At 28.1% G+C, this 21,518-nt stretch carries 36 protein-coding genes and 1 tRNA gene; 15 read left to right on the top strand and 22 right to left on the bottom strand.

The window, feature by feature from the left end:
- Nucleotides 1-9 precede the first annotated feature (9 nt).
- The gene (locus tag HA144_RS07810) at nt 10-171 is read right to left on the bottom strand and encodes a hypothetical protein (RefSeq protein ID WP_209043503.1); all 162 of its coding nucleotides are present in this window, start codon (nt 169-171) and stop codon (nt 10-12) included.
- 119 nt (nt 172-290) lie between these two features.
- Complete coding sequence (locus HA144_RS07805; RefSeq protein ID WP_209043502.1) at nt 291-1,457, bottom strand: fatty acid desaturase; 1,167 nt, start codon at nt 1,455-1,457, stop codon at nt 291-293.
- A 211-nt stretch (nt 1,458-1,668) separates the two neighbouring features.
- Here HA144_RS07805 and HA144_RS09640 point away from each other — a divergent pair, with 211 nt between their 5' ends.
- Entirely contained in the window at nt 1,669-1,800 is a 132-nt protein-coding gene (locus HA144_RS09640; protein WP_257470535.1) for a hypothetical protein, read from the top strand.
- 185 nt (nt 1,801-1,985) lie between these two features.
- Nucleotides 1,986-2,141 (top strand): hypothetical protein, encoded by a 156-nt coding sequence (locus tag HA144_RS07800; protein ID WP_209043501.1) that lies wholly within the window; start codon nt 1,986-1,988, stop codon nt 2,139-2,141.
- A 247-nt stretch (nt 2,142-2,388) separates the two neighbouring features.
- Here HA144_RS07800 and HA144_RS07795 read toward each other — a convergent pair whose 3' ends face one another.
- Together HA144_RS07795 and HA144_RS07790 are read right to left on the bottom strand one after the other, a co-directional pair.
- Nucleotides 2,389-2,541: a hypothetical protein gene (locus tag HA144_RS07795; protein ID WP_209043500.1), complete on the bottom strand. Its 153-nt coding sequence runs from the start codon at nt 2,539-2,541 to the stop codon at nt 2,389-2,391.
- Nucleotides 2,534-2,692: a hypothetical protein gene (locus tag HA144_RS07790; RefSeq protein WP_209043499.1), complete on the bottom strand. Its 159-nt coding sequence runs from the start codon at nt 2,690-2,692 to the stop codon at nt 2,534-2,536. The genes HA144_RS07795 and HA144_RS07790 overlap by 8 nt, the downstream gene beginning before the upstream one ends.
- Before the next feature lie 286 nt (nt 2,693-2,978).
- Here HA144_RS07790 and HA144_RS07785 point away from each other — a divergent pair, with 286 nt between their 5' ends.
- On the top strand, nt 2,979-3,131 hold the full coding sequence (locus HA144_RS07785; RefSeq protein ID WP_209043498.1) for a hypothetical protein: 153 nt from the start codon (nt 2,979-2,981) through the stop codon (nt 3,129-3,131).
- A 3-nt stretch (nt 3,132-3,134) separates the two neighbouring features.
- Here the strand turns inward: HA144_RS07785 and HA144_RS07780 are convergent, their stop codons facing one another.
- From HA144_RS07780 to HA144_RS07770, 3 genes are all read right to left on the bottom strand, one after another.
- Complete coding sequence (locus HA144_RS07780) at nt 3,135-4,241, bottom strand: fatty acid desaturase (protein WP_209043497.1); 1,107 nt, start codon at nt 4,239-4,241, stop codon at nt 3,135-3,137.
- An 80-nt stretch (nt 4,242-4,321) separates the two neighbouring features.
- On the bottom strand, nt 4,322-4,477 hold the full coding sequence (locus tag HA144_RS07775) for a hypothetical protein (protein ID WP_193741638.1): 156 nt from the start codon (nt 4,475-4,477) through the stop codon (nt 4,322-4,324).
- 86 nt (nt 4,478-4,563) lie between these two features.
- A complete protein-coding gene (locus HA144_RS07770; RefSeq protein ID WP_011818999.1) occupies nt 4,564-4,782 on the bottom strand; it encodes a M protein in 219 nt (72 codons plus the stop codon).
- Nucleotides 4,783-4,989: 207 nt separating this feature from the next.
- On the opposite strand from HA144_RS07770, the gene HA144_RS07765 reads away from it, so the two are divergent.
- Entirely contained in the window at nt 4,990-5,316 is a 327-nt protein-coding gene (locus HA144_RS07765; RefSeq protein ID WP_209043496.1) for a restriction endonuclease subunit S, read from the top strand.
- 3 nt (nt 5,317-5,319) lie between these two features.
- Here HA144_RS07765 and HA144_RS07760 read toward each other — a convergent pair whose 3' ends face one another.
- From HA144_RS07760 to HA144_RS07745, 4 genes are all read right to left on the bottom strand, one after another.
- Nucleotides 5,320-5,655, bottom strand: a complete 336-nt coding sequence (locus HA144_RS07760) for a DUF805 domain-containing protein (RefSeq protein WP_025913812.1) — start codon at nt 5,653-5,655, stop codon at nt 5,320-5,322.
- Nucleotides 5,656-5,723: 68 nt separating this feature from the next.
- Nucleotides 5,724-5,888, bottom strand: coding sequence for a hypothetical protein (locus tag HA144_RS07755; RefSeq protein ID WP_198936254.1), 165 nt, complete (start codon nt 5,886-5,888; stop codon nt 5,724-5,726).
- A gap of 423 nt (nt 5,889-6,311) precedes the next feature.
- Nucleotides 6,312-6,452: a hypothetical protein gene (locus tag HA144_RS07750; RefSeq protein ID WP_209043495.1), complete on the bottom strand. Its 141-nt coding sequence runs from the start codon at nt 6,450-6,452 to the stop codon at nt 6,312-6,314.
- 37 nt (nt 6,453-6,489) lie between these two features.
- Entirely contained in the window at nt 6,490-6,672 is a 183-nt protein-coding gene (locus HA144_RS07745; RefSeq protein ID WP_025939205.1) for a hypothetical protein, read from the bottom strand.
- Nucleotides 6,673-6,956: 284 nt separating this feature from the next.
- On the opposite strand from HA144_RS07745, the gene HA144_RS09635 reads away from it, so the two are divergent.
- Nucleotides 6,957-7,088, top strand: a complete 132-nt coding sequence (locus HA144_RS09635) for a hypothetical protein (RefSeq protein ID WP_257470534.1) — start codon at nt 6,957-6,959, stop codon at nt 7,086-7,088.
- Nucleotides 7,089-7,152: 64 nt separating this feature from the next.
- Here the strand turns inward: HA144_RS09635 and HA144_RS07735 are convergent, their stop codons facing one another.
- Complete coding sequence (locus tag HA144_RS07735) at nt 7,153-7,323, bottom strand: hypothetical protein (RefSeq protein ID WP_011863490.1); 171 nt, start codon at nt 7,321-7,323, stop codon at nt 7,153-7,155.
- Between the two features lie 91 nt (nt 7,324-7,414).
- The gene (locus HA144_RS07730; RefSeq protein WP_209043493.1) at nt 7,415-7,690 is read right to left on the bottom strand and encodes a cupin domain-containing protein; all 276 of its coding nucleotides are present in this window, start codon (nt 7,688-7,690) and stop codon (nt 7,415-7,417) included.
- Between the two features lie 119 nt (nt 7,691-7,809).
- Between HA144_RS07730 and HA144_RS09630 the strand changes: the two genes are divergently transcribed.
- On the top strand, nt 7,810-7,944 hold the full coding sequence (locus HA144_RS09630; RefSeq protein ID WP_012008254.1) for a hypothetical protein: 135 nt from the start codon (nt 7,810-7,812) through the stop codon (nt 7,942-7,944).
- 196 nt (nt 7,945-8,140) lie between these two features.
- Here the strand turns inward: HA144_RS09630 and HA144_RS07725 are convergent, their stop codons facing one another.
- The gene (locus tag HA144_RS07725; protein ID WP_209043492.1) at nt 8,141-9,013 is read right to left on the bottom strand and encodes a DMT family transporter; all 873 of its coding nucleotides are present in this window, start codon (nt 9,011-9,013) and stop codon (nt 8,141-8,143) included.
- 138 nt (nt 9,014-9,151) lie between these two features.
- The gene (locus HA144_RS07720; RefSeq protein ID WP_025954851.1) at nt 9,152-9,388 is read right to left on the bottom strand and encodes a hypothetical protein; all 237 of its coding nucleotides are present in this window, start codon (nt 9,386-9,388) and stop codon (nt 9,152-9,154) included.
- Nucleotides 9,389-9,573: 185 nt separating this feature from the next.
- On the opposite strand from HA144_RS07720, the gene HA144_RS07715 reads away from it, so the two are divergent.
- From HA144_RS07715 to HA144_RS07695, 6 genes are all read left to right on the top strand, one after another.
- Nucleotides 9,574-10,815, top strand: coding sequence for an NAD(P)/FAD-dependent oxidoreductase (locus tag HA144_RS07715; RefSeq protein WP_209043491.1), 1,242 nt, complete (start codon nt 9,574-9,576; stop codon nt 10,813-10,815).
- A 119-nt stretch (nt 10,816-10,934) separates the two neighbouring features.
- Nucleotides 10,935-11,684 (top strand): GAF domain-containing protein, encoded by a 750-nt coding sequence (locus HA144_RS07710; protein ID WP_042850920.1) that lies wholly within the window; start codon nt 10,935-10,937, stop codon nt 11,682-11,684.
- 88 nt (nt 11,685-11,772) lie between these two features.
- Nucleotides 11,773-12,258 (top strand): DUF2214 family protein, encoded by a 486-nt coding sequence (locus tag HA144_RS07705; protein WP_011863482.1) that lies wholly within the window; start codon nt 11,773-11,775, stop codon nt 12,256-12,258.
- A complete protein-coding gene (locus tag HA144_RS07700) occupies nt 12,255-12,791 on the top strand; it encodes a DUF1643 domain-containing protein (RefSeq protein WP_209043490.1) in 537 nt (178 codons plus the stop codon). The genes HA144_RS07705 and HA144_RS07700 overlap by 4 nt, the downstream gene beginning before the upstream one ends.
- An 82-nt stretch (nt 12,792-12,873) precedes the next feature.
- Nucleotides 12,874-13,002 carry a hypothetical protein gene (locus HA144_RS09625; protein WP_257470533.1) on the top strand — a complete coding sequence of 43 codons (129 nt, stop codon included), beginning with the start codon at nt 12,874-12,876 and terminating at the stop codon, nt 13,000-13,002.
- Between the two features lie 86 nt (nt 13,003-13,088).
- Entirely contained in the window at nt 13,089-13,820 is a 732-nt protein-coding gene (locus HA144_RS07695; RefSeq protein WP_209043489.1) for a pirin family protein, read from the top strand.
- Nucleotides 13,821-13,834: 14 nt separating this feature from the next.
- Here the strand turns inward: HA144_RS07695 and HA144_RS07690 are convergent, their stop codons facing one another.
- Together HA144_RS07690 and murD are read right to left on the bottom strand one after the other, a co-directional pair.
- A complete protein-coding gene (locus tag HA144_RS07690) occupies nt 13,835-14,149 on the bottom strand; it encodes an MATH domain-containing protein (protein ID WP_209043798.1) in 315 nt (104 codons plus the stop codon).
- Nucleotides 14,150-14,265: 116 nt separating this feature from the next.
- Nucleotides 14,266-15,672 (bottom strand): UDP-N-acetylmuramoyl-L-alanine--D-glutamate ligase, encoded by a 1,407-nt coding sequence (gene murD / locus HA144_RS07685; protein ID WP_209043488.1) that lies wholly within the window; start codon nt 15,670-15,672, stop codon nt 14,266-14,268.
- A 100-nt stretch (nt 15,673-15,772) separates the two neighbouring features.
- Here murD and HA144_RS07680 point away from each other — a divergent pair, with 100 nt between their 5' ends.
- Nucleotides 15,773-16,039 (top strand): hypothetical protein, encoded by a 267-nt coding sequence (locus HA144_RS07680; protein ID WP_209043487.1) that lies wholly within the window; start codon nt 15,773-15,775, stop codon nt 16,037-16,039.
- On the opposite strand, the gene HA144_RS07675 is transcribed toward HA144_RS07680, so the two are convergent.
- Together HA144_RS07675 and HA144_RS07670 are read right to left on the bottom strand one after the other, a co-directional pair.
- On the bottom strand, nt 16,034-16,963 hold the full coding sequence (locus HA144_RS07675; RefSeq protein WP_209043486.1) for an oxidoreductase: 930 nt from the start codon (nt 16,961-16,963) through the stop codon (nt 16,034-16,036). The genes HA144_RS07680 and HA144_RS07675 overlap by 6 nt on opposite strands.
- Nucleotides 16,964-17,071: 108 nt before the next feature.
- Nucleotides 17,072-17,821 carry an NAD-dependent DNA ligase gene (locus HA144_RS07670; RefSeq protein ID WP_209043485.1) on the bottom strand — a complete coding sequence of 250 codons (750 nt, stop codon included), beginning with the start codon at nt 17,819-17,821 and terminating at the stop codon, nt 17,072-17,074.
- A 279-nt stretch (nt 17,822-18,100) separates the two neighbouring features.
- Here HA144_RS07670 and HA144_RS07665 point away from each other — a divergent pair, with 279 nt between their 5' ends.
- Nucleotides 18,101-19,255: an FAD-binding domain-containing protein gene (locus HA144_RS07665; RefSeq protein ID WP_209043484.1), complete on the top strand. Its 1,155-nt coding sequence runs from the start codon at nt 18,101-18,103 to the stop codon at nt 19,253-19,255.
- 136 nt (nt 19,256-19,391) lie between these two features.
- Entirely contained in the window at nt 19,392-19,940 is a 549-nt protein-coding gene (locus tag HA144_RS07660) for a DoxX family protein (protein ID WP_209043483.1), read from the top strand.
- A gap of 239 nt (nt 19,941-20,179) precedes the next feature.
- Here the strand turns inward: HA144_RS07660 and HA144_RS07655 are convergent, their stop codons facing one another.
- The 3 genes from HA144_RS07655 to HA144_RS07645 form a co-directional block, all read right to left on the bottom strand.
- Nucleotides 20,180-20,731 (bottom strand): pyridoxamine 5'-phosphate oxidase family protein, encoded by a 552-nt coding sequence (locus HA144_RS07655; RefSeq protein WP_209043482.1) that lies wholly within the window; start codon nt 20,729-20,731, stop codon nt 20,180-20,182.
- Nucleotides 20,724-21,341, bottom strand: a complete 618-nt coding sequence (locus HA144_RS07650; protein WP_209043481.1) for a DUF1295 domain-containing protein — start codon at nt 21,339-21,341, stop codon at nt 20,724-20,726. The genes HA144_RS07655 and HA144_RS07650 overlap by 8 nt, the downstream gene beginning before the upstream one ends.
- A 66-nt stretch (nt 21,342-21,407) precedes the next feature.
- A tRNA-Val gene (locus tag HA144_RS07645) sits at nt 21,408-21,479 on the bottom strand.
- Nucleotides 21,480-21,518 lie beyond the last annotated feature (39 nt).

Genomic DNA, 21,518 nt, shown 5'->3' with positions numbered 1-21,518 from the left:
ATGAACTGATCAACCTGAGAGCTTTCTGCTCCATTCTTTATGCTTTTCATCTAAATTTAGAACTTTTTCACCTAAACTCAAATGTCTTTCTAACAATTCCACTTTTGTAAGTGTTATTTTCTCTGAATAAAATTTGATAGGCTGACTACCATGCAGATTGTCACCACTCATGTAAATAAAATTTTTTAATAATAATATTCTTAAGATGAAAAATACGATAATTTTAATTCTTTTATATTCTTTTCAGGTTTACGTAAATTAATGTGATAAAAATCTAAATTCATTATGTTTTAATCTTTTTTGTTGTACGAAGATTGCCAGACATATATTTCTCCTTCATTATCTGATTTTACAGCAACGCAATTACAAGCAATATTCCAAAGAGCTTTGGGTATGGGGTCAGGATTAAAAAGATAAACTTTTTTAAAAGCCCTTTTAATTAATAAAGTCGCTTTTTTTGCATGGTAATGAGGAATGGTGGGACAAACATGATGAACGACATGGCTTGAACCTATATTATGATGGAGAAAATTAAGAATCTTACCGTAAGGCCTGTCAATAGATAGAAATGCTCCTCTCATGAAAGAAAATTCTGTATTTGAAAGATGAGGCACATCTGAATCTGTATGATGAAGCCATGTATATACTACTAACCAACCATTAACTACTAATAAAGGGCCAAAATAGATTGCAATTACAGGAAACAATCCATACTTAAAAACAAATAAAGAAATAGCTAAAATCATTAAAGCTACACCAATATCTGATATCCAAACTTTCTTAGTCCATATTGATGGCCATAATGATCTAGAAAATGGTTTAATTGGCCAAAAATGATTTGAAGTCCCATATTTAACACCTCCAGTACTACCTGTAAGTAAATAAGCAGGCCAGCCAAATATTAGATGTAATAGAAGTTGAAGAATTCCGTAATTTTTTTTACCTATAGAATTCAAAAAATTTATTTCTTTTTCTCCTCCACCTTTCTCAGTAACTCCATTTCCCTTAATAACTAAGGGAACGTGGGTTTCGCCATTTGTTACATTATTTGTGAATCGATGATGAATTGCATGAGAACGCTGCCAAGAAAAATAAGGAACTAGTAGAAATGAATGAAGTGAATATCCGATTATGGTTTCCAAAGTCTTGTTTTTAGAAAATGCACCATGACCACATTCATGGGCAATTACCCAAAATCCCATCGCAGTGGTGCCTGATAATAATGAGTAAACGATCCAAATTGGGATCATTCTTGGAGTTAATGGAATAGATAAACCTATTGCGACTACTAATAATTGAATTAAAGTTGATTGTAAAAGATACCTTAGAGAGGAAATTGTGTCGCAGTTTAAATAGTGATTAGGTATAACATCTTGAAATTCTTTTAAGCTTGGAATATCTTTATTCTCTATTACAAGCGCTTGGCCTTTAAGACCTGATAATTTTATATTACTCAAATTTTTGTTATGTAAGAATTTAGTTAAATAAAAATCAATTCATTTATAATATTATCCATCACAAGGGCTTTTTATGAAAATAATGTATAGTTTATGTTTTTTTAGGATTCTCAAAAGCTACATTTTATTTTTTAAAGTCTCTTAGCTTATTAAAATTTTTTTTAAATGTTTAACTTTTTTCTTTTTATCTCATTTAAGTTAAAGACCGCGAATGTATCTCTTTTGGAGCCCTGATGGTTTACGAGGTTTGACTAATATAGGTAAAACTATTACTCCTACCGTAAAAACACAGATTGGAGCTACTACCATTAATATTGCTTCTAAAGACATTTCATTATTTTGAATTTATTTATAAATAGCAGAATTTATTTTTAAAGTCATGCGTATTTATATCTATTTATTGAGAATTACTTAAAAACAATATAAATTATTAAGCAAAAAAGAAAAAAAGATTAAAAAACATCAATCTCAACGAAATTCATCTTATTTAATTACTCAATAATTTTTATTTTTGCGGTGATTTATCTTATGGAAAAAGAAAAAAAATGGATGCTAATGACATATTATTGCCCTACTTATGGCAATCAAGGTATATTAGAACCTATTGAAATCACAAAAAAGGAAATTAATGAGAAATTAAGAAGAAAACGCAGTAATTACTCAAAATATACTCAAAGTTCTTAGAAAAAGTTTTAATAGTTTAATTTAATCCATAAAGTAAATTGTTAATATCTTTCAATTAACTCTTTTTTTGCTTTTTTTATCAGGCGAATGAATTAAATAATAGAAATGATAATTATAATTAAACATTTTCAAACTAAATTGGTGGTACGTAAAGTTTAATAAAAGTAATTTTTTATTACAAAAACTACTTATATTTTGATTTTAGTTTTTGATTTACTAATTTAAATAAATTCAAGCTTTAATAATTTTAAACTTGATCAGAATCGCAAGTTAATTCACATTGATTAAGTTCACTAGATGACAACTTATCTAAAATTCTTAACATATCAATTTCCGAAAGCTCTCCATTGGTGTTCCATTTTAAAGTTGTTTTTCTTTGTGGAAATTTTTTTTTATTCATTTTGATCCCCTCCCTTTAAATGTATTTCTATACAACGAGTAATACATTCTTGATGACCATCAACAACACCGCATTCTGTAATACATTCAAAATATGAATTAATAGAATCTATTTCTGTGTTCTGGTTAGTAGGAAAAACTGAATCATTCATAATATTGATAGATTTATTTGGAATAGAGATATAGCACGAAATTATGCTCAAAAATTTACTTTATTAAGTGAATTAGAAAAAATAAGTATTATTTACTAAACAATTATTTTCCTATTTTATGTCAATAGAAAGACTAATAATATTCTCATAAAATAATAAGAAAATAATATTTTTGATTATTTAAAATTAAATCTATAAATAAATCTTTAAAAAAATCAGCATAAAGACTGATTTACTTTTAAGTAATTTAATTAGATGATAATTTAGTACACTTTTAGATTCTCAAATGAAATCACTTATAAATTGGCTTTCTAAAATGTTAGAGAGTATGGCAAATGCTTTTATGCATCCTTTGAAGAATGACATGCCACCTTCAATCGGAACTCATGCTTATAGTGGTATTCCTATAAAAAGAAAGTTAAGAAGAAAGTTTAATTAGATATTAATTTACTTGGATCAATTTTTCATTCTCTTTATCCCAAATAATATATCTAAAGCAGTCTGGAAAATCGCTTAATTTTAAAAACTTTGCTTGATTCAGTAAATGAATATTTGCTTTATGACATGCTCTTAAATTGTAATTTGGTATTCTCTCAGAGAGGTGATGAATACTGTGGAAGGATATGTCTGCTAAAAACCAATTAAGCCAATTAGGTATATTTAAATTGCTACTACCCAAAATCGCTCCATCGACGAGGTCCCAATTTTTTGTACTTTTAGCATATGCATTCTTATAGTTATGTTGAACAAAAAACACACATATTAGAATTGCGGCTGAAAGGGTTAACACTATTGAATAAAATGATAAGAAAAAAAGTAATCCAAGCCATTTACTCATAAAAATCCACCAGATTATTACTACTATGTTATTTATTATTAATTCAAATAGTTCACCAAAATTATCTCCATAATCAGAAAAAGGTGGTTTAACTCTTGAATTTATAATTAAAAGTTCAGTAAAATCTCTGTTTTTTATTTTGATAAAAGTCTCTTTCAATATATCTTTAGTTAAATTAAAAAAAATAATACATAGTCCCAATCTAGGTTTTAAAACTAAGTAATAAAAGCCACCAGGGAAAAGCATTAACCAACTACGACTTACTTTGTAAAATATTTGTTCTCTTTTTGAGAGAGAATTATAATCTTCAAGACTTAAAACATCTATGGGACCTTTATAAATTTCCCAATTCCCATTATTTCTGTGATGAAATGCATGATCAATTGACCATGATTTCTGGGGAATACCATTAACCAATCCAAGTAAAAATCCAAAAAAGCGGTTTAATTTCCGTTTTGTAAAAAGAGAATTATGACCGCAATCATGCATTAATGAGAACGTTCGAGAAGAAAATAGAGTTAGAAGAACTAAAAAAGGTATTAATAGAAATCCTTTAATCAATAATGAAAAAGGTTGATTTATTATTTGGTGGACGATTGACCAAATAGAAAAGATTGGGAAGATGGTAGAAATAATTTGATAAGAAGCTCTAATATTATTTCTTTTTAAAAATGGTTTTATTAAAAAATCAACTCTATTTACTTTAAGCATATTTCTCTTATTTTTTTGATGCTAACAATTTTTAAAAAGTATTGATTATTTAATAAACAAAAAAATATTTTAAAACCATACTAAAGAATAAATTCTTTAGACATAGTTCTCAATTGATCTAGATTTAATCTTTCTAAGTAATTTTTAAAGTCACTAAGATTCTTATTAGAGTCAGAATTTTTACTCTCGTAAAGAAGACTATTAGAAATTAACTCAATAAGATGATCTTTATCCATATCTCCTTATAGACCAAAATTGCTGTTAAAAAAATTAAGGTCTTGAATTCGAGATCATTAACTCATCTCTATTTAAAAGTAATTTTTTATAAATTTTTTAAATCTTGTTCTATTTTTTCTAATCTTTCATTTAATTCTTTTTGTTCCTTAATTAAGGCTTTTTTCTTTTCTGCAAGCTCTTTATTCAAAGGAGAATTGAAATATTTTTGGTAAGAGACAAAAAAAACTGCTATTGCTACTGCAATGCCAAGAGCACCAATTATTAAAATTGGAGATGAAGGAAAGTCGTAAAATGGAATTGACAATGTACTTTACTAAAAATAAATTCTAGCTATCTCATAAACAAAAAAATGAGTAATAAATACTTATTCTTCAAAAAGCTTTATGGTAATTATGTTAGTTATTTTGTAAAAAAAATAAGTTTAATCTTTAATTAGTTTTTTAAAATAAGTATTTGTACAGCTGTCAAAGATTAAATAACTAATAATGATTAAACTAGTAAAAATTTTTTCATGAAGAAAATCATAAATAAAAAAAATAATAAAAATGAACCATGGTTTAAATGGTTAACGAGAGAACTCAATTCTTATGAAGCTTTTCAGGATTTTGAATCAGGCAAGAATCCACGAGATGTAGCAGAGGATTTTATTTCTAGAAATAGTAATGCTATTTCAGAAGTTTTCGAGAATTTTGATGAAGAAGATAAAGATACACTCGATCAGTTTCTTAAATTAACCGAATGCGAGATGCATGTGTTTAGAATTCTTGAAAAACAAATAGAGTTAAGAAAAAAGGTAAGATTTGTAGATTTTAAAAAAAAGAAAAAATTGAGGAGTTAATTTCTATATAAGTTTATTTTTCCCATTACCAGTCTTACCAAAGCCTAGCCAGATGAACCACAAGATCCATCCTAAGATAGGTATTAAATTAATAAAGATCCATTTCCAATCTTTTCCAAAATCTTTGATTCTTCTTACATCAATAGCTATTTGAGGAATGATACAAACTATGCCATAAACATTGAATCCAAACGTTTTTAAAAATATTGGGATAGTTAGGAAAGAAATTATAAGATTCGCTAGTTGAACTAACCACCAGTCCGATCGAGATGTGAATCCCTTGAAGTCTGTAGCTTTAATCCAAAACTCTTTATATGCGTTTAAAAAGTCATTAAACATAAATTAAAAATTCAAAGAATCTAACATTATCAATTTAATCTTTAATTTATCAAAATATTATTTATTTACTAAATAGGATCAAATAAATTCATATCATTTGAATCTTGTTTTGAAATCTCATCTTGATTTGGTAATGAACAGAATCCGTCTTTGCAAATCATCTTTTCTTTTGCAATACTGTTAGTTTTTGAGAATATGTTTTTGTTATTGTTATTTGAAGATTCTTTCAGCATTTATATAAAAAAATTAAATCCAATATTAAATTAATAACTCAATTTATTTTTATAAGCAACAAAATTAATATTAATTATTTATTTACTTTTTTTGATTTGGCAAGTCTCTCCAAAACAGTGCCATTATATAAATGAATAAAGATATAGAACAAATATAAAGTAAAGAATTTAGATGCATTTTTATTTATTAAAGTAATAACAAAGAAGTCCTTTCATAAAAATGGGATTTCAACAGATTGGTAGTTTTTTGACTTAGCAATCAAACAAATTCTAGTATTTATTTAAGTTTTTTATGCTTTTCCCAAATTTTTAGAAGGAAAAGTTTTTAAATTATGGAATATATCTATTTAGTTAGTAAAACTTATAAATCTAAGAGTTTTATAAATCTAATCAAATTCTACATTTTTGAATGTTTATTGTATTTCACGATCTATCCTTATTTATTTCTGTCAGAGCTTTTCTACCTTCCTTAAGGGTTCTTAAGACGAGCCAGGTTAGAGAGGAAATCATAAGGATGGTAAGTGTAATTAGAGAAATATGAGTTGTATCAATATTGTTCTCCAATTTAATTAAATTCCTTATGAGTCTTTAATTCAAAAATTCAAACGTCTGATCTAGAGTAAGCAGGTATTAGCATTCCACCATCTTGATCGTCATTATTGTCATCATCAAACCCACCCCCCAGAAGTAATTCAATAATTACAAGTACAGCTACTGGATAAAGGCACCATAATATTGCTGTAAAAGGACTTACTGAGGAAGAAGCTGAGTAAAATTCTGTCATGAATTGATATTAATCTAAAGAAACAACAATTGTGGATCCTCTAGGTAGTGTTTTATTCAATATTTCTATAAATATTTTTTAAAAACTTTTCTCTTTAGCACGAATAGATCTTTTGTATGTATTGATATTTTTATTCTTAAAATCAATTTGAATAATAATTTTTTTGAACCTACTGAGAAACTAATAATGACATAATGAATCGCGCAATTGTTATTTTTTATACTTAACAATAATTGTACAATTTTGATTCAAAAACTATTATTTATCTTGATTTTATAAATTCTATGTTTTCTTTCACTTTTGATCCTTTGGCTGCGATATTTGGTATCTCAGGAATTGTAGGCTTCTTTTTCTTCGTTTCTGCTGCTAAGGGAACTTCCAATATCAATACAAAACCAAAAAAGGAATTAGATTAGAACTTATTGTCTCAGAAAACTAAATTGAAATTTTAAATTTAGTATTTAAAAGGCTTTTTAATTATTACTTATTCCATTGTTTAGAAATAAATTCAAGAAAATCTTTTAGATCCTCTTCAGGACAATTTGTTTGTTTTTGTAAATCAATGCAAATTTGCTTAATATTTTCAAAGGCCTTTTTTACTATTTCGTTTTTTTCAATAACCTCAAAATATTCTTGATCAGTAAAAGGCATAATATTAATTTCCTTCTTGAAAATTTTTTATTAACCATATTTTATCTACATTGACTTAACAGTAAAGAAGAAAAAATCTTTTTTCTTAAATTTAGCTACCCAATCGATAATGTTTTTTAATACTTTTGGTTACTTCCCATTCGCAGTTAAGTCCAGCAGGAAACTCAACTAGATCTCCAGCTTTAATCAAGTAAATGTCACCGTTTTGGGTACTTATTTTCGCTTTACCTTCAATAATTAAGCAAATTTCCTTATCATCGTAATTCCATTGAAATTTGCTTGGCTCACATTCCCAAATAGGCCAACTTTTTATTCCATACTGAATTATTACGCTTGCACTACAGGGCGAAGTTATTAGAACTTTCACGAAATAGTTCGGATGTGTTTTTTCATTTTACAAATAAAAGAAATATTTATTTTCGAGAATGTGTATTTCTTTACTGTCTTTTATTTTTTTTCGTTTATCATAAAAAAAATTTCTAATTTATGGATGAGCTTTCTGTATTGTCAATTTCGCTATCTATAGCTTCTTTAGGAATATTTTTTTTATTTTTCGCTTCAAATGATGATGATGACCAAGATGGAGGTAAGTTGATTAAATCATTAGAAAGAATTAATTAATTCCAAGTAAATAAAACATTTAATAGAGATTTATAACCTATAAAGCCTGCATAAATGCAGCTTAAAAAAATAACATAAACTTCCAATGTGCCGAGTCTTTTTTTCTTTAATGTTTTCATTGTTTTGAGTGTTTATAGGGTAATTTTATTTAATTTGATTTTTATTAACATGAGTATTTTTTACATTAACTCAGAGATTAAACAATTATTAATGTCAAGCCAAAAAATAAAAAACAAGTAAAAAATGTTATTTTTTTGGTAATTTCTCTTTCCTCAGTCTTAGCAAAAAATAAGGAAATTACTGGAGATATGCTTAATAAAGCCCATCCTACTCCTATGGGAAGGGTTTTAAACACAACTTGTTGTAGAAATATTCCTACATTTGTTCCAAGAAGTATTGAAATAAAAAATCTTTTTTGTTGTTTTTTGTCTATGTTTTTTAAGAAAAAATTAATCTTAAATCCTTTTAGACTAATTAAAAAAATTATTGCACCTAATAATCTTATTTCAGTTGTAAGTAAAGGAGATAAATTGCTTTGAAGGAAAACCATCCTTGATAAAAGACCTCCAAGAACAGCACATAAAACTGATAAAAAAGGAAAAGCAAAAATCTTAAAGTTATTTTTTTCTGAGAAAGAGGAGTTTTCCTCTTTAAAATCGTTACCTTTTCTGAGAATTATGAATAGCGAAATCGTTACTATAATTATTCCAACCCATGATTTAGTTGTTAAATTTTCATTAATAAAAAATTCCCCTGATAAAGCTGCCATTAACGGAGAAAGAGTTTCTATAGATAAAGTTTTTCTTGTGCCAATTGTTTGTAGTGACTTTAAATAGAAAGTATCACCTAAACCAATACCTATTATTCCACTCATTAGTAGGATAAATATGTTTTTTAATTCAGTTGTAGAACTTAGATTGATAAAAGCAGGTATAAAAATTAAAAAAGCTATTATATTTTTTATTAAATTAATATCTATTGATTTATATTTTTGAGTTTGCGAGCGCCAAATAAAGCATGCATATGTCCAAGATGTAGCAGCTCCAAAAGCAGAAAGGATTCCAATCAAAACGAATAATTTTTAAAAATTTTATTTTATAAATTGAGTAAATGCTAAAAAGAATACATAAATAAGAATCAAAATCCCCGGTAAGTACTGAATTAATGATTTGAAATTATTTTTTTTCATGTTCCTAAATAGTTTATTTTAAACAGTTTTTTTATTAGTAGGGTACAAACTCTCTAACTTCTTTCTTCTTTGAACTTTCGCATTAATTCTTTCTTCTTTTTCTTTTTTCTTGATCTCATCATTTATCTTATTTTGTCTATATCCAAACCAAAGTAGAACCCAAATAACAGAAGTTATTAAAAGAAGAGCAGTATATTGACCAGTCATAGGAAAACTGGCCTCAGAATATTTAACGTAAGAAAATAACAAACTCATTTAATTAACTTAAATCATAAAAATAACGACTGTGTTGATTTTTCTAGAAATTTAAAAATTAGCGAATCGTAGCTATTTATTATGTAGTTTTAAAGTTTTATATTTATTTTTTTATGGTTTTTGGACTAATTTTTCTTTATAACTACTTGCTATTATCAGATTGAAGCATATTAAATAATAAGTTTTTGGAACCTTTTGATTTAGCAGTTGTTGGAGGCGGTGCAGCCGGTTTTATGACAGCAATAACTGCTGCTGAAAATGGAGTAAAAAGAATAATAATTCTTGAAGGAACTTCAAAACTTATGGAGAAAGTAAGGATTAGTGGAGGAGGAAGATGTAACGTCACTAATGCGACATGGATACCGAATGAACTAATTGAGAATTACCCCAGAGGTGGAATTCAGCTCTTGGAATCATTTAATCGTTTTGCTGCTGGAGATGTATACGATTGGTTTGAGAAAAAAGGTTTAAAATTAAAAATTGAGGAAGATCTAAGAGTATTCCCAGTGTCTAATTCTTCTTCAGATGTTATTGATTGTTTGAGAAAAAGTGCTTTATCAAAAAACGTAGAGATACTAACAAAATTTTTTGTAAAAGAAATTGCTAAAACTTCAGATAATATATTCAATATTTTTAGTCTTAAAAAAGCAAAGGTAACTGCAAAAAATATTATTCTTTCAACTGGAGGTAATCCAAGCGGATATAAATTAGCTCAAAATCTTGGACACACCATTGTTAAACCTGTACCATCGCTTTTTACTTTTTCCACAAAAGAACCAAATTTGGATGAATGTAGTGGGGTATCGATGAGGGGAATAGATATAGAAATTAATTTAAACAATAAAAATTTTCAAAATAGAGGCGATTTACTAATAACGCATTGGGGGTTTAGTGGGCCAGCAGTATTAAAACTTTCATCAATTGCAGCAAGGGAACTTTATAGCCAAAAATATAAATTTAATTTAATCATTAAATGGTCTTCTTTAAGTTATGAGGAGTTAAAAGAAAAAATTAATTATTTAAGATTAAATAAAGGCAAGGTGAATCTTATTAATAGTAGACCTGTTCCACTATTAACAAAAAGATTATGGATTTTTTTATTAAAGAAAATAGGTATTGATAAAGAGAAAAAGTGGGCTGATTTACTGGCGGATGAAAGAGAGAAAATGATAAATACTCTAATGAGGGATAAATATATAATTTCGGGCAAAGGTCCATTTGGCGAGGAATTTGTTACTTCCGGAGGCGTAAAAATTAATGAGGTTAATTTTAAAAGTATGGAGAGCTTAATTTGTCCAGGGTTATTTTTTTCTGGAGAAGTTTTGGATGTTGATGGGATCACTGGTGGATTTAATTTTCAACATTGTTGGACAAGTGGATGGATCGCTGGGATGGCAGTCTCAAAGTTAAATCAATCAATAAATTAATAAGTAATAAATCAGTAAGTAACAATTCAATAAGTTTATCTTTTTTTTATTAAGTATTAGACGGAAAAAGTTTTTTGGAGAAACTTTAATTTTAAAGTTTTAATTATTGGTGAAGATTAATGCAGAATCTTGTATCAAAAAAAGAAGAAGAGGAAAGAAGATTAAAAGCTTTAGCAGAATATAGGATTTTGGGAACCAAGCCAGAATCATGTTATGACGATATTACAAAAATTGCTGCTACAACCTGTAATGTGCCTATTTCTTTAATGACATTGGTAGACAAAGATAAACAATGGTTTAAATCCAAAATAGGACTTCAAATATCAGAAACTAAAAGAGATTGGTCTTTTTGTACCCATGCAATAAAAGAAAATAGTCCATTAATTATTCATGATGCTTTCCAAGATGAAAGGTTTATAAATAATCCATTGGTAACAGGAGACCCCAAGATTCGTTTTTATGCAGGTTTTCCCCTTAGAAATAGTGATGGTAATAAACTTGGAACTCTTTGTGTAATAGACAGAAAGCCAGGAAATCTAACTACACAACAATTCAATATTATGGAATTATTATCTAAGCAAATAGTTTCATTTTTAGAGCTTAGAAAAAAGTCATTGAACTTGCTAGATGCTTTGTCTAACTTGCACAAACAGGAAGGTATTTTATCTGTCTGTTCATATTGCAGAGAAGTGAAAAATAAGGAGGGCGATTGGATGCATTTAGAAAAATATCTTTCGAAAATTAGTGATATTAGATTCAGTCATGGGGTTTGTGATAATTGTATGGAAAAACATTTCCCAGATGTAATCGAAGTATGGAATAAAAAGGATTTCTTTGAAGATGGTCAAAAAAGGTTTTTAGAGTCCTAGATTCAATACCTGACTTTTTATTGTTTAATTTATTTTCTAAACAAATTCTTTATTTGGTGGTTAGTATTGTATAAATTTTGACTAGAAAATGTTATTAGGAACTTTATTGACAGGTGAAATTGCTAAAAGTGCATTAGTAGCATATGTTCATTATTTAGGAATAATATTGTGTTTCGGTTCTCTTTTGTTTGAAAGATTGACTCTCAAAGTAGGTCTTAATAGAAATGAGACGATCTCAATGATAATTGCAGATGTTGTTTATGGTTTAGCAGGAGTTGCGATATTAGTTACTGGGATTTTGCGTGTTAAGTATTTTGGTCAAGGAGGTGATTTCTATACAGGTAATCCTGTGTTTTGGATAAAGGTTTCTCTTTATATTCTTGTGGGATTACTTTCTTTATACCCAACAACAACCTATATCTTATGGGCCATTCCATTAAGTAAGAATAAATTACCTGAAATATCTGAAAATCTAGTCAAGAGGTTCAGACTTATCATTACTACTGAATTAGTGGGTTTTGCAACAATACCTTTGTTTGCCACTCTCATGGCTAGAGGTGTAGGTTTAGGTTGAATAATTTGTTCCTAGAAAGAAATTGTTTAATAAGTGCCAACAAACTATATAGATGGAGTTTAAGTTATAAGATTTCTAAATCTAAAAAAGAGATTATCTTTATTGGTTTAAATCCCTCATTATCGGATGAAGTTTTCTTGGACAACACAACAAAAAAGATAATCAAAATTTCGAAAAACAATAATTACGGCAAAGTAAAATTAATAAATCTATTTGCTCTTATTTCAAGCAAACCAGAAAAACTTTTTAAACATAAAAACCCTGTGGGCTATCTAAACAATAATCATATTTATAAAAACTTAAAACACTGGTCTGAAAGTAAAAATTGTGATTTATGGTTAGGTTGGGGTAATAAAGGGAAATTTTTAAATAGAAATAAAAAAATAGCAAAAAAAATAATGCAATATAATTTAATCAGGAAAAATAATTTTGATAATCCTCTTGGACCGCTTTTTATTAAAAAAACAATCAAAGATAATCCAATACATCCTCTATACTGTTCTGATAATTCCATCCTCCAATCTTATTTTTAGGTAGTATGGCCCAAATGCAAACCAGTATTTTTAGCTATTCCATTAAATATGTGTTAATTTCTAGTTGTTAATCTAAACTTATATGAAAATTTCAAAGCAATTAAATAAACTAAAAAATTTAAATGTTGAGGCGGAAAAATGTTCTACACGAGAAGAAGCAAAAAAAATAATTTATAAAGCAAATAAAGCACAAAGTAAAATTAGCAAATAAATAAAAAGGAATTTATATTATTCATAATTTATAATTTTCAACAGTATTTATATACACAAATTGTCTATATTTATTTCTAAGAATTTATGTCTTTGAAAATAATTAAAATAAGGAAATCGCACGATAGATTTAGATCAAATAGAGAATGGCTAAATTCGATGCATTCATTTTCTTTCGCAGAGCATAGAGATCCAAAATGGGATAATTTTGGGAAAATAAGAGTTATAAACGAAGATGTTATTTCTCCTAATACAGGATTTAATACACATTCTCATGCAAATATGGAAATAATTACTGTCGTAACAAAAGGAGCAATAACTCATAGAGACTCTTTAAACAACCTTGGAAAAATTTATAAAGATGAAGTGCAAATTATGTCTGCAGGTACTGGAATCTCTCATAGCGAGAAGAATGAAGAAAATGAGACCTGTAAGTTGTTCCAGATTTGGATATACCCTCAAAAAGAAAATATCAAACCTCGATATAATCAAATTTCATTAAATGAAAAGTTGTGGGACAATCTTATTTTTAATTACAAAAATGGTCAAAATAATAAGCTTTTTCTAAATCAAAATATCTCTTTATGGCGTTGTAAATATAAACCTATTAAAGAAAAAAAATTGCCATTAAAAATCGATAAATATAATTGGATACAAATAATAGAAGGTAATCTTTTATTAAAAAGTAAAGACTCTAATTCAAATATATGTCTAGAATCTGGAGATGGCTTGGGATTTGAAGTTAATTATTTTGATGATGTCTCTATAGATACTGAGAAAGAGCTAGATTTTCTCTTATTTTCAATGCCTTCCTTATAGTTTATCTATTACTATTACTCATCAACTTCTTTATTAAATGCATTTAAGGCTTGCAAAGCCATATTAAGGTGAACTTCCATAGCGCCAAGAGCAATTAGAGAATTTGGTGATTTATCTTTTAGTAAATTCTCTTTTCTTTTGGATAATTCATTAACTACTTTCCTAGTTGAAGCTTCCCAATTGTTTATTAACTCTTCAAATTCTTTTTTTTCGGGGCTTTCTATTTCTGCTAATTCATCAGAAAAATGAGAATCCTTTTGTGCCTTAAGCATCAAGTAACTTAATTTTTTATGACTTATTGCTTGAGGTAAATTGTTAGATTCACTCATTGCTGGTAGTTGATTTATAGTCAAAATCTAACTAATTAATTGAATATTTGCTAGAGGGGAGACGGTTGTGATGACCGACCTGAAAATTACGAAATGATATTTGCACAAAAAATGGATTAATTAACCTTTAATTTTTCACTTATTAGTTTCTTGAAATAATCTCCACGCTCTTCATAATTTTTAAATTGATCAAAACTAGAGCATGAAGGTGAGAATAATAATGTTCCAACCCTATTATTTTTTAAATAATGAAAAACAAAATTTAAAAGCTCTTTGAGTTCTGAAAATTCAAAAATATTTTTTTTAAATCCTTCATTAATAAGCGCCATTTTTAGGACTTTTGAGCTTTCTCCAAAAAGGAAAACACATTTAACTTTTTTCTTTAAAACTTTTATCCATTCACTATATTCATTGCCTTTTAATCTACCCCCCGCAATAATTATTATTTGACCTTCAATTGAACTTATTCCTGCAATAGATGAATCAAAATTTGTAGCTTTACTATCATTAATTATTTCCAGATCATTATTTTTATAAATTGTTTCCATCCTATGGGGCAATTGTTTGTAATTAGATAAAGAACCTTTAATCTTCTTTCCAGATAATCCAACTTTTCTTGCTGCTGCTATTACCAATAAAAGATTTTGAAGATTATGCATTCCTTTTAAAGAAAATTGTTCAAGTTTGAATAGTCTCTTTCCTCTCTCAACAATGTATGCTTCATCATCTATCCAATAGTCACATTGAATAAAATTTGATTTATCAAAACTAGTTGTTATCCAAACCCCTCTTGATAGTGAACTGTAGTGATTTCTTAGGTTTTTATCGTCATAATTATAAATTCTAAAATCTGATTTTTCTAGCAAGCTTTTTTTTATGTTGAAATAGTTGTCAAGTGTTTTATGTCTTTCAAGATGGTCTTCTGTGAAGGTTGTCCAAATTCCAATATTAGGTTTTACTTCTGGAGATATTTCTATTTGATAACTGCTTAATTCAGCTACAACCCAATCAATTTTTTCGTGATTTTTGGAGTAAGCATATTTACATAAAGGTGTGCCAATATTTCCAGCAAAAGGAGCATATAATCCAGTATCGCAGAGTATATGGCTTAGTAAATGTGTAACAGTAGTTTTGCCATTAGTGCCAGTAATACCTATCCAATTTGTGTCTTTTAAAATTTCCCATGCAACATTAATTTCTCCAATTACGTTAATTCCCTTTTTTTTTAATTCAATAATAGTTGTATGGTCATAAGGTATTGATGGACTTACAACAACAGATTCAATCTCTTTCACAAAAGGTTGAATTTTTTCAAATACAAATTCTTTATTCAGAGAAACTAGTATATTAAGCGCCTCCAATTCTGTTTTTCTTTCTAAGAATTCTATCCCATCTTTATGTTCCCAAACAATTACTCTCTTATTCATACTTCTCAAATACTTGGCAGCCCAAAATCCAGATTTACCTAATCCAATTACAAGATTAATATTTTTTCTTTTACTTGAATGATTATTATCTATCATTAAATTAATAATTGCATTTATATTAATTGTGTTTAATGGTTAATTCAATCATGAGATATTTCTTCGGTATTTATAGAATTCATCAAAGAAAATTTAATTAATGGATGATAATACTGCAAAATATTGGTTCTCTTGGTTTTATGAAAAGTGGGAGAAAAATGCTCCAGGTGAATTAATTGAACAGGGTTTAACTCCGTCTCAGATTGCTGAGCGCTTTGTTAATGAAAACCATGATAGCTTTATTCAATTGTCAAAAAAAATTGATGAAAAAAATTATGATGCCTTAACAGAATTTATGAAACTCTCAGAGAGTGAATTACATATCTTGAAGTATTTTCTAAAGTTAGTAAAAATGAAAAATCTATAAGAAGTTACTTAGTATTTCAAGGCTTTTCCCCCATAAATTTTTTCTTTCTTGTTTATTAATAGCGAAAGGAGAAGTAGGGGATAGTTTTGGATGACCTCTGAAATTAAATTTAGGACCATAATGATCACCGCCTCTTGCATCTGGTGAAGTAGCTGCAAAAAGTTGAGGTAAAGAACCCATCTCAGCCGATTGAAAAATAGGGCTAAATAATTCCAAGGAGAATGTTTCTATTGGACTAGGTTTAGGTTTTTGAGCAGTAAAGAGATTTGTTTTTGCAATTCCTGGGTGAGCAGCTAAAGAGAGTATATTTTTGTGTTTTAGGATCTCATTTAGTTCCAAAGCAAACATTACATTTGCTAATTTGCTATTTGAGTAAGATTCCCATTTGTTGTAGTAGTTCTCGGCTTTCAGATTTTTCCAACCAACTTTGCCAAAAAATTGTGCTCCAGAAGTAACCGTCACTATTCTCGATTCATCTTTTTTTTCAATAATTGGAAGTAGCTTTAGGGTCAAAAGCATGTGAGCTAGATGATTAACTGCAAATTGTATTTCATATCCTTGGGCACTAAGTGTTTTAGGCGGATGCATAATGCCTGCATTATTAATTAGTAAATCCAAATTTTCAAAATCATCAAAAATTTTGGACTGAACTTCAACAACATTTTTTAAATCTGACAAATCTAATTCTAGAGGTGTAAATTTTCCTTCAGGATTAAGACCTTTGAGTTTTTTGATAGTTTTATTCGCTTTTTCAAGCGATCTACAAGCTATAACAACATGAGCATTTTTTTCGGCTAAGGCTTTTGCGGTGTAGTATCCAAGACCACTATTTGCGCCAGTAATTAGAGCTGTTTTGCCGTTCAGGTTTGGAATATTAGATGTTTCCCAGTTAGAGATTTTAGGTCTTGAAATAGTGGCAGTCATTTATTGATCCTGCAAAATGTTTTGGAATTTAACCAAAAAATAATTACTTCTCTACTGTAAATACTGGAAGTCAGTATCGTGAGCTCTTTTTGAAGGTACTATTTAATATTATTTTTCAATTGCATATTGCCATTCATTATTTCGAGATAAACTTTTCTCTCTCAGTAACTGTAATTTCCTACTATTTATTTTAATAACTATCCCATTAGTTGGATATTTCGTAAATATTTTTCCCTCTAACCAATTTTTTTTATATATTTGGATTTCGCTTGTATTATTTGTGAAGTAACTGTCAGGGGTGCTGAAGCCACATTTTTTAAGATAGTTAAGGGTTTCATATTGATTAAGTCTTCCATTAAGTATTTGGAAACAGCAAAAGCTGAGACTTTCTCCAATCCCTTTCTTATCATTGAGGTATTTTCTTGTAATTCTTTGGGAAATTCCGGCAACTTGGTTTTTAGCGTATAGTTCACCTCTAATTTGAAAATCTCGTTTGATAGGAATACAATCGGGGACATTTTTAATTTGTTTAATTTTGCTTGAGACATCAAATCCTTTTTTTGTAATAGCTTTTTTAAAATTGCCATTTATATATCTAATTGCAATAGCACAGCCATCAATTTTTGGTTGAATGCTTAATCTTGTTTTTGTTAATAAACTCCCCAAAAATTCTTTATAGTTGTCTTTAGCTAATTTTGGCAAAAGTTTATTATTTTTTTGATTAAAGTAGTCAGGCTCTGGATCAAAAGTAATAAAGAGCTTCTCAAGTTGCTTAAATGCATCATCCGAAATTATGCCTTCACCTATTCTGTATTGTTCATCTAGATACTTAACATCTCTAACTAATAAACCATTCATAATAATTTTGATAAATATTTTAAAATCTTTTAGAAAAAATCATTTAAATAAAGATTTAAAAAATTAAAACAAGATTACAAAAGTAATTAACAACTAAATATCCTCCTACGCGGAGAGCGAATTAAGAGTATAAAATGTACGTATTAGGGGTTTAAATTAAATACTTCAATCAAACATTTTTACTTAAAAAGTGAAATAGAAAACTTAAAGGGGTTAATTTGCAGCTAATTTTTTTAATTTCTATCAAAACAAAAAAATATTTTTTAAAGTTATCAGAAAATGTCATTTTTATTTAAAGCTCAAAATATCTGGGACGATTTTGCGAAATATAAAATTAATGATTATGCAAAATTAAGAAATTTTGATTTTGGGCCAAATAACGAAAGTTCAGTTTCAAAATTATCACCTTTCATTACTCACAGAATATTATCGGAATATGATCTGATTCATGATATGAAAAGTAAATACAAAATCAAAAATTCAACTAAATTTATTGAAGAAATATTTTGGAGAGTTTATTGGAAAGGGTGGATGGAAAATAGACCTAAAGTTTGGCGAAGTTTTTTTTCAGAAAACAATCTTAATTTTGATTATGAGCTATATGAAAGTGCAATTAATGGCAATACAGAAATAGATTTTTTTAATTCATGGGTCCATGAATTAAAGCAGTACAACTATTTGCATAACCATACAAGAATGTGGTTTGCGAGTACATGGATATTTAATTTAGGCCTCCCATGGCAATTGGGAGCAAAATTTTTCTTTAAGTATCTTTTTGATGGTGATGCTGCATCTAATCTCCTAAGCTGGAGATGGGTCGGAGGATTGCAAACGAAGGGAAAGCAATATCTTTTTTCATCATCAAACCTCAGAAAATTTTCAAATAATAGATTTAATTCAGAAAAAATAATTAATAAACAAATTTTTCTTGATGAATCGAATCAAATACCATTAGAAGATGGGATTTATAAAAATAATATGGATCCTAAATCAGATAATCTGATTATGTTTGAAAATGATCTGAACCTTGCAACCCTTAAAAATTTACTTCCAAGCTATAAAAAGGTATTTATTATCCTTTTAAAAAATGAACAAAGACAAATTAAATTGTCTGAATCTGTTTTCAAATTTAAACAAGATTTGGTCTCTGAATTTGTAGAGAAATTTGATAATGTTGAACAGATTGATCCAAATTCACTGGAAGTTACTTTTAAAAATACTAACGAAATAGACATTATTTATCCTGGAGTAGGAGAAAATTATGATTTCATAATTCAGTTTAAAAATTTACACCATAAAAAAATTTTTAATCTTGTGAGGGATGAAGATTTATTTGCTTGGAAATTTGCAAAAAAAGGGTTTTTCAAATTTAAAGAAAATATTCCGAAAATTAATCAAAGAATATTAGAAAATTATTCAAAAAATAATTTTTAACTTAGTTGAATTCCTAATCAGAAAAAGAATTCATTAGAGCACTAAGTATAAATACTTAATTAGGTGCGACTTTTGCTGTTTAATCCACGATGGATACTGTGACTAGTTATTTTTACTTAAGGATAATTTTTTTATAGTGCTTTCAACAATTCTTACCAAGTCGTTTAGCAAAGATACTGCTTTATTAATTCTTAGGGTTATAACAGGGACTGTTCTTATTCATCACGGTTATGAGAAATTAGCAAATATAGAAAATTTCGCTGATGCTTTTGTCAGACCTTTACATCTTCCATTCCCAATATTCTTATCATACATAGCTGCATTTTCAGAAATAGGTGGTAGTTGGTTACTAATTATCGGCTTAGCTACAAGATTCGGAGCTTTGGCAATTGTTGGAACAATTTCTGTCGCGATTTATCATGCACTTGTTACTTCAGGTTTTAATATTTTCTTACTAGAGCTTTTACTTTTGTATTTCGCTTCAGCAACCTCAATTGCATTAACGGGACCTGGCAATTTCTCTTTGGACGAAGTCATCATCAGAATTTTGAAATCAGAAGATGAAGAGGAAATTATACCTTCAACAAAATCAAAATATTTTAAGGAAGTTGAAGTTAAGGAAACAAGCAAAGGTGGTTTATTTCAATTTCTGCAAGCCAACATACTCTCAGATACTTCAAGCTAACTTTTTAGGATAAAGGCTATCGATTAGCTCTAACCTTTTGCGATAACTGTTTCTCTTCTCAATTTTTATCTTAATCGTTGCTTCAGACAGACTTATAAACAGCCCTATAGCAGTCACCCAAGATAAAAAAATAAAAGGGTTTTCTGGAATTTCTGAGAAATTCATATGAATAATACTTCTTTTTTAAAACTGACTGATCACTATATGTTTTTCAACCTAAATATACAATTTAGAAATATTTAAGGATTAATTTCAACTTTTTCCCATTTCTTAATCTTTTCCCAAAGATATCGTTTATGAACAGGCTGTTCTAATTTAAGAAGATCTACTGAATCGATTTCAAAATTTAGAACTACAAAATTTTCTGACTTGGGTAGATTGGATAATATTTCATAAGCAGGTCGGTCTTTTGAGTTTATTTTCTCTCCAGGAGATCCCCAAAACCAAGAAGATTTTGATTTTTCTGATAATAAATCCCAATAATTTTTGTTATCACTCAATTCACGTATTTTTCCTTTGAATCTATATTGTGATTTGGTTTTCAAAAAGAACCATAATATTTCTGCATTCGGATTATATTTTAAATGCCCAATTTTTTCACTTCTTCTATCTGTAAAAATAATCATTGAACTGTCTTTATTCCATCCTCTGAAAACAACTGTTCTTAATCTTGGCTCATTTTTTTCGCTGACTGTTGCAAGCTGTATCCATCTATAAGAGGGTGATTTGCCCTCTTTTTTTCTAGAAGATTTTAAATCTTGCCTCCAACTGGGTAAGTTGTTATCAGGCATTTAATTTAGGCAATATAAGACCACTTTTCTTTTTGTATTCTTCGAATGAATCATATTTTGAGAGCGATTTGTCTTTTTTTATCATTCTTGGTAGAAAAACTATAGAGAAAAATATTGCAAGAATTACAAATGGTATGAAACTCATTGAAAGTATGGCGAATGATAGATAAATTAGTATTTCTCCTAAATAATTTGTATTCCTTATATTTTTAAAAAATCCTTCTTTAATTAGATCTTTTTTTAATTTAAGAGAAAAATATTTTTGGGCATCACTAGCAAAGTGTAGAAACACACCAATTATATTTATAGATATAGATGCAGCTATTACGATATTTGGAACAGATTTCTGAGTTGAGATAAGAATGTAGGGAGCTACCCAGTAACTTCCAAGGAAAATAAAACCAGTAACTGAAGTTAAAAAATTGATTTTTTCTTTAAAATAAGGATCTGGGAATATCTTTTCTTTTAGAAGCCAAAGTAATCCATAAGTACCATGCAGAGCTAAATAAACGTAGGGAGCGATCTTAAAATTATCAAAAAAAATCATAAGACCTATCACTACAAATGCAGTGATTCCTTTATGTAGATTAATTATTTGATTAAGTTTCATTTTTTTAATAATCTAAAAAATGAAATTATTTTCTGTGGATATAACCTAGGTTGCCAAAAGTTTTAATGGGCGATACTGGATTCGAACCAGTGGCCACTACCGTGTCGAGGTAGTGCTCTACCACTGAGCTAATCGCCCAAACTGAAGAATTTTTAATCCCCCTTATAAGAAAATAGC

Source organism: Prochlorococcus marinus XMU1404, assembly GCF_017696175.1.
Taxonomy (GTDB): Bacteria; Cyanobacteriota; Cyanobacteriia; order PCC-6307; family Cyanobiaceae; genus Prochlorococcus_A; species Prochlorococcus_A marinus_X.
This window is presented reverse-complemented; position numbering and strand designations above follow the sequence as displayed.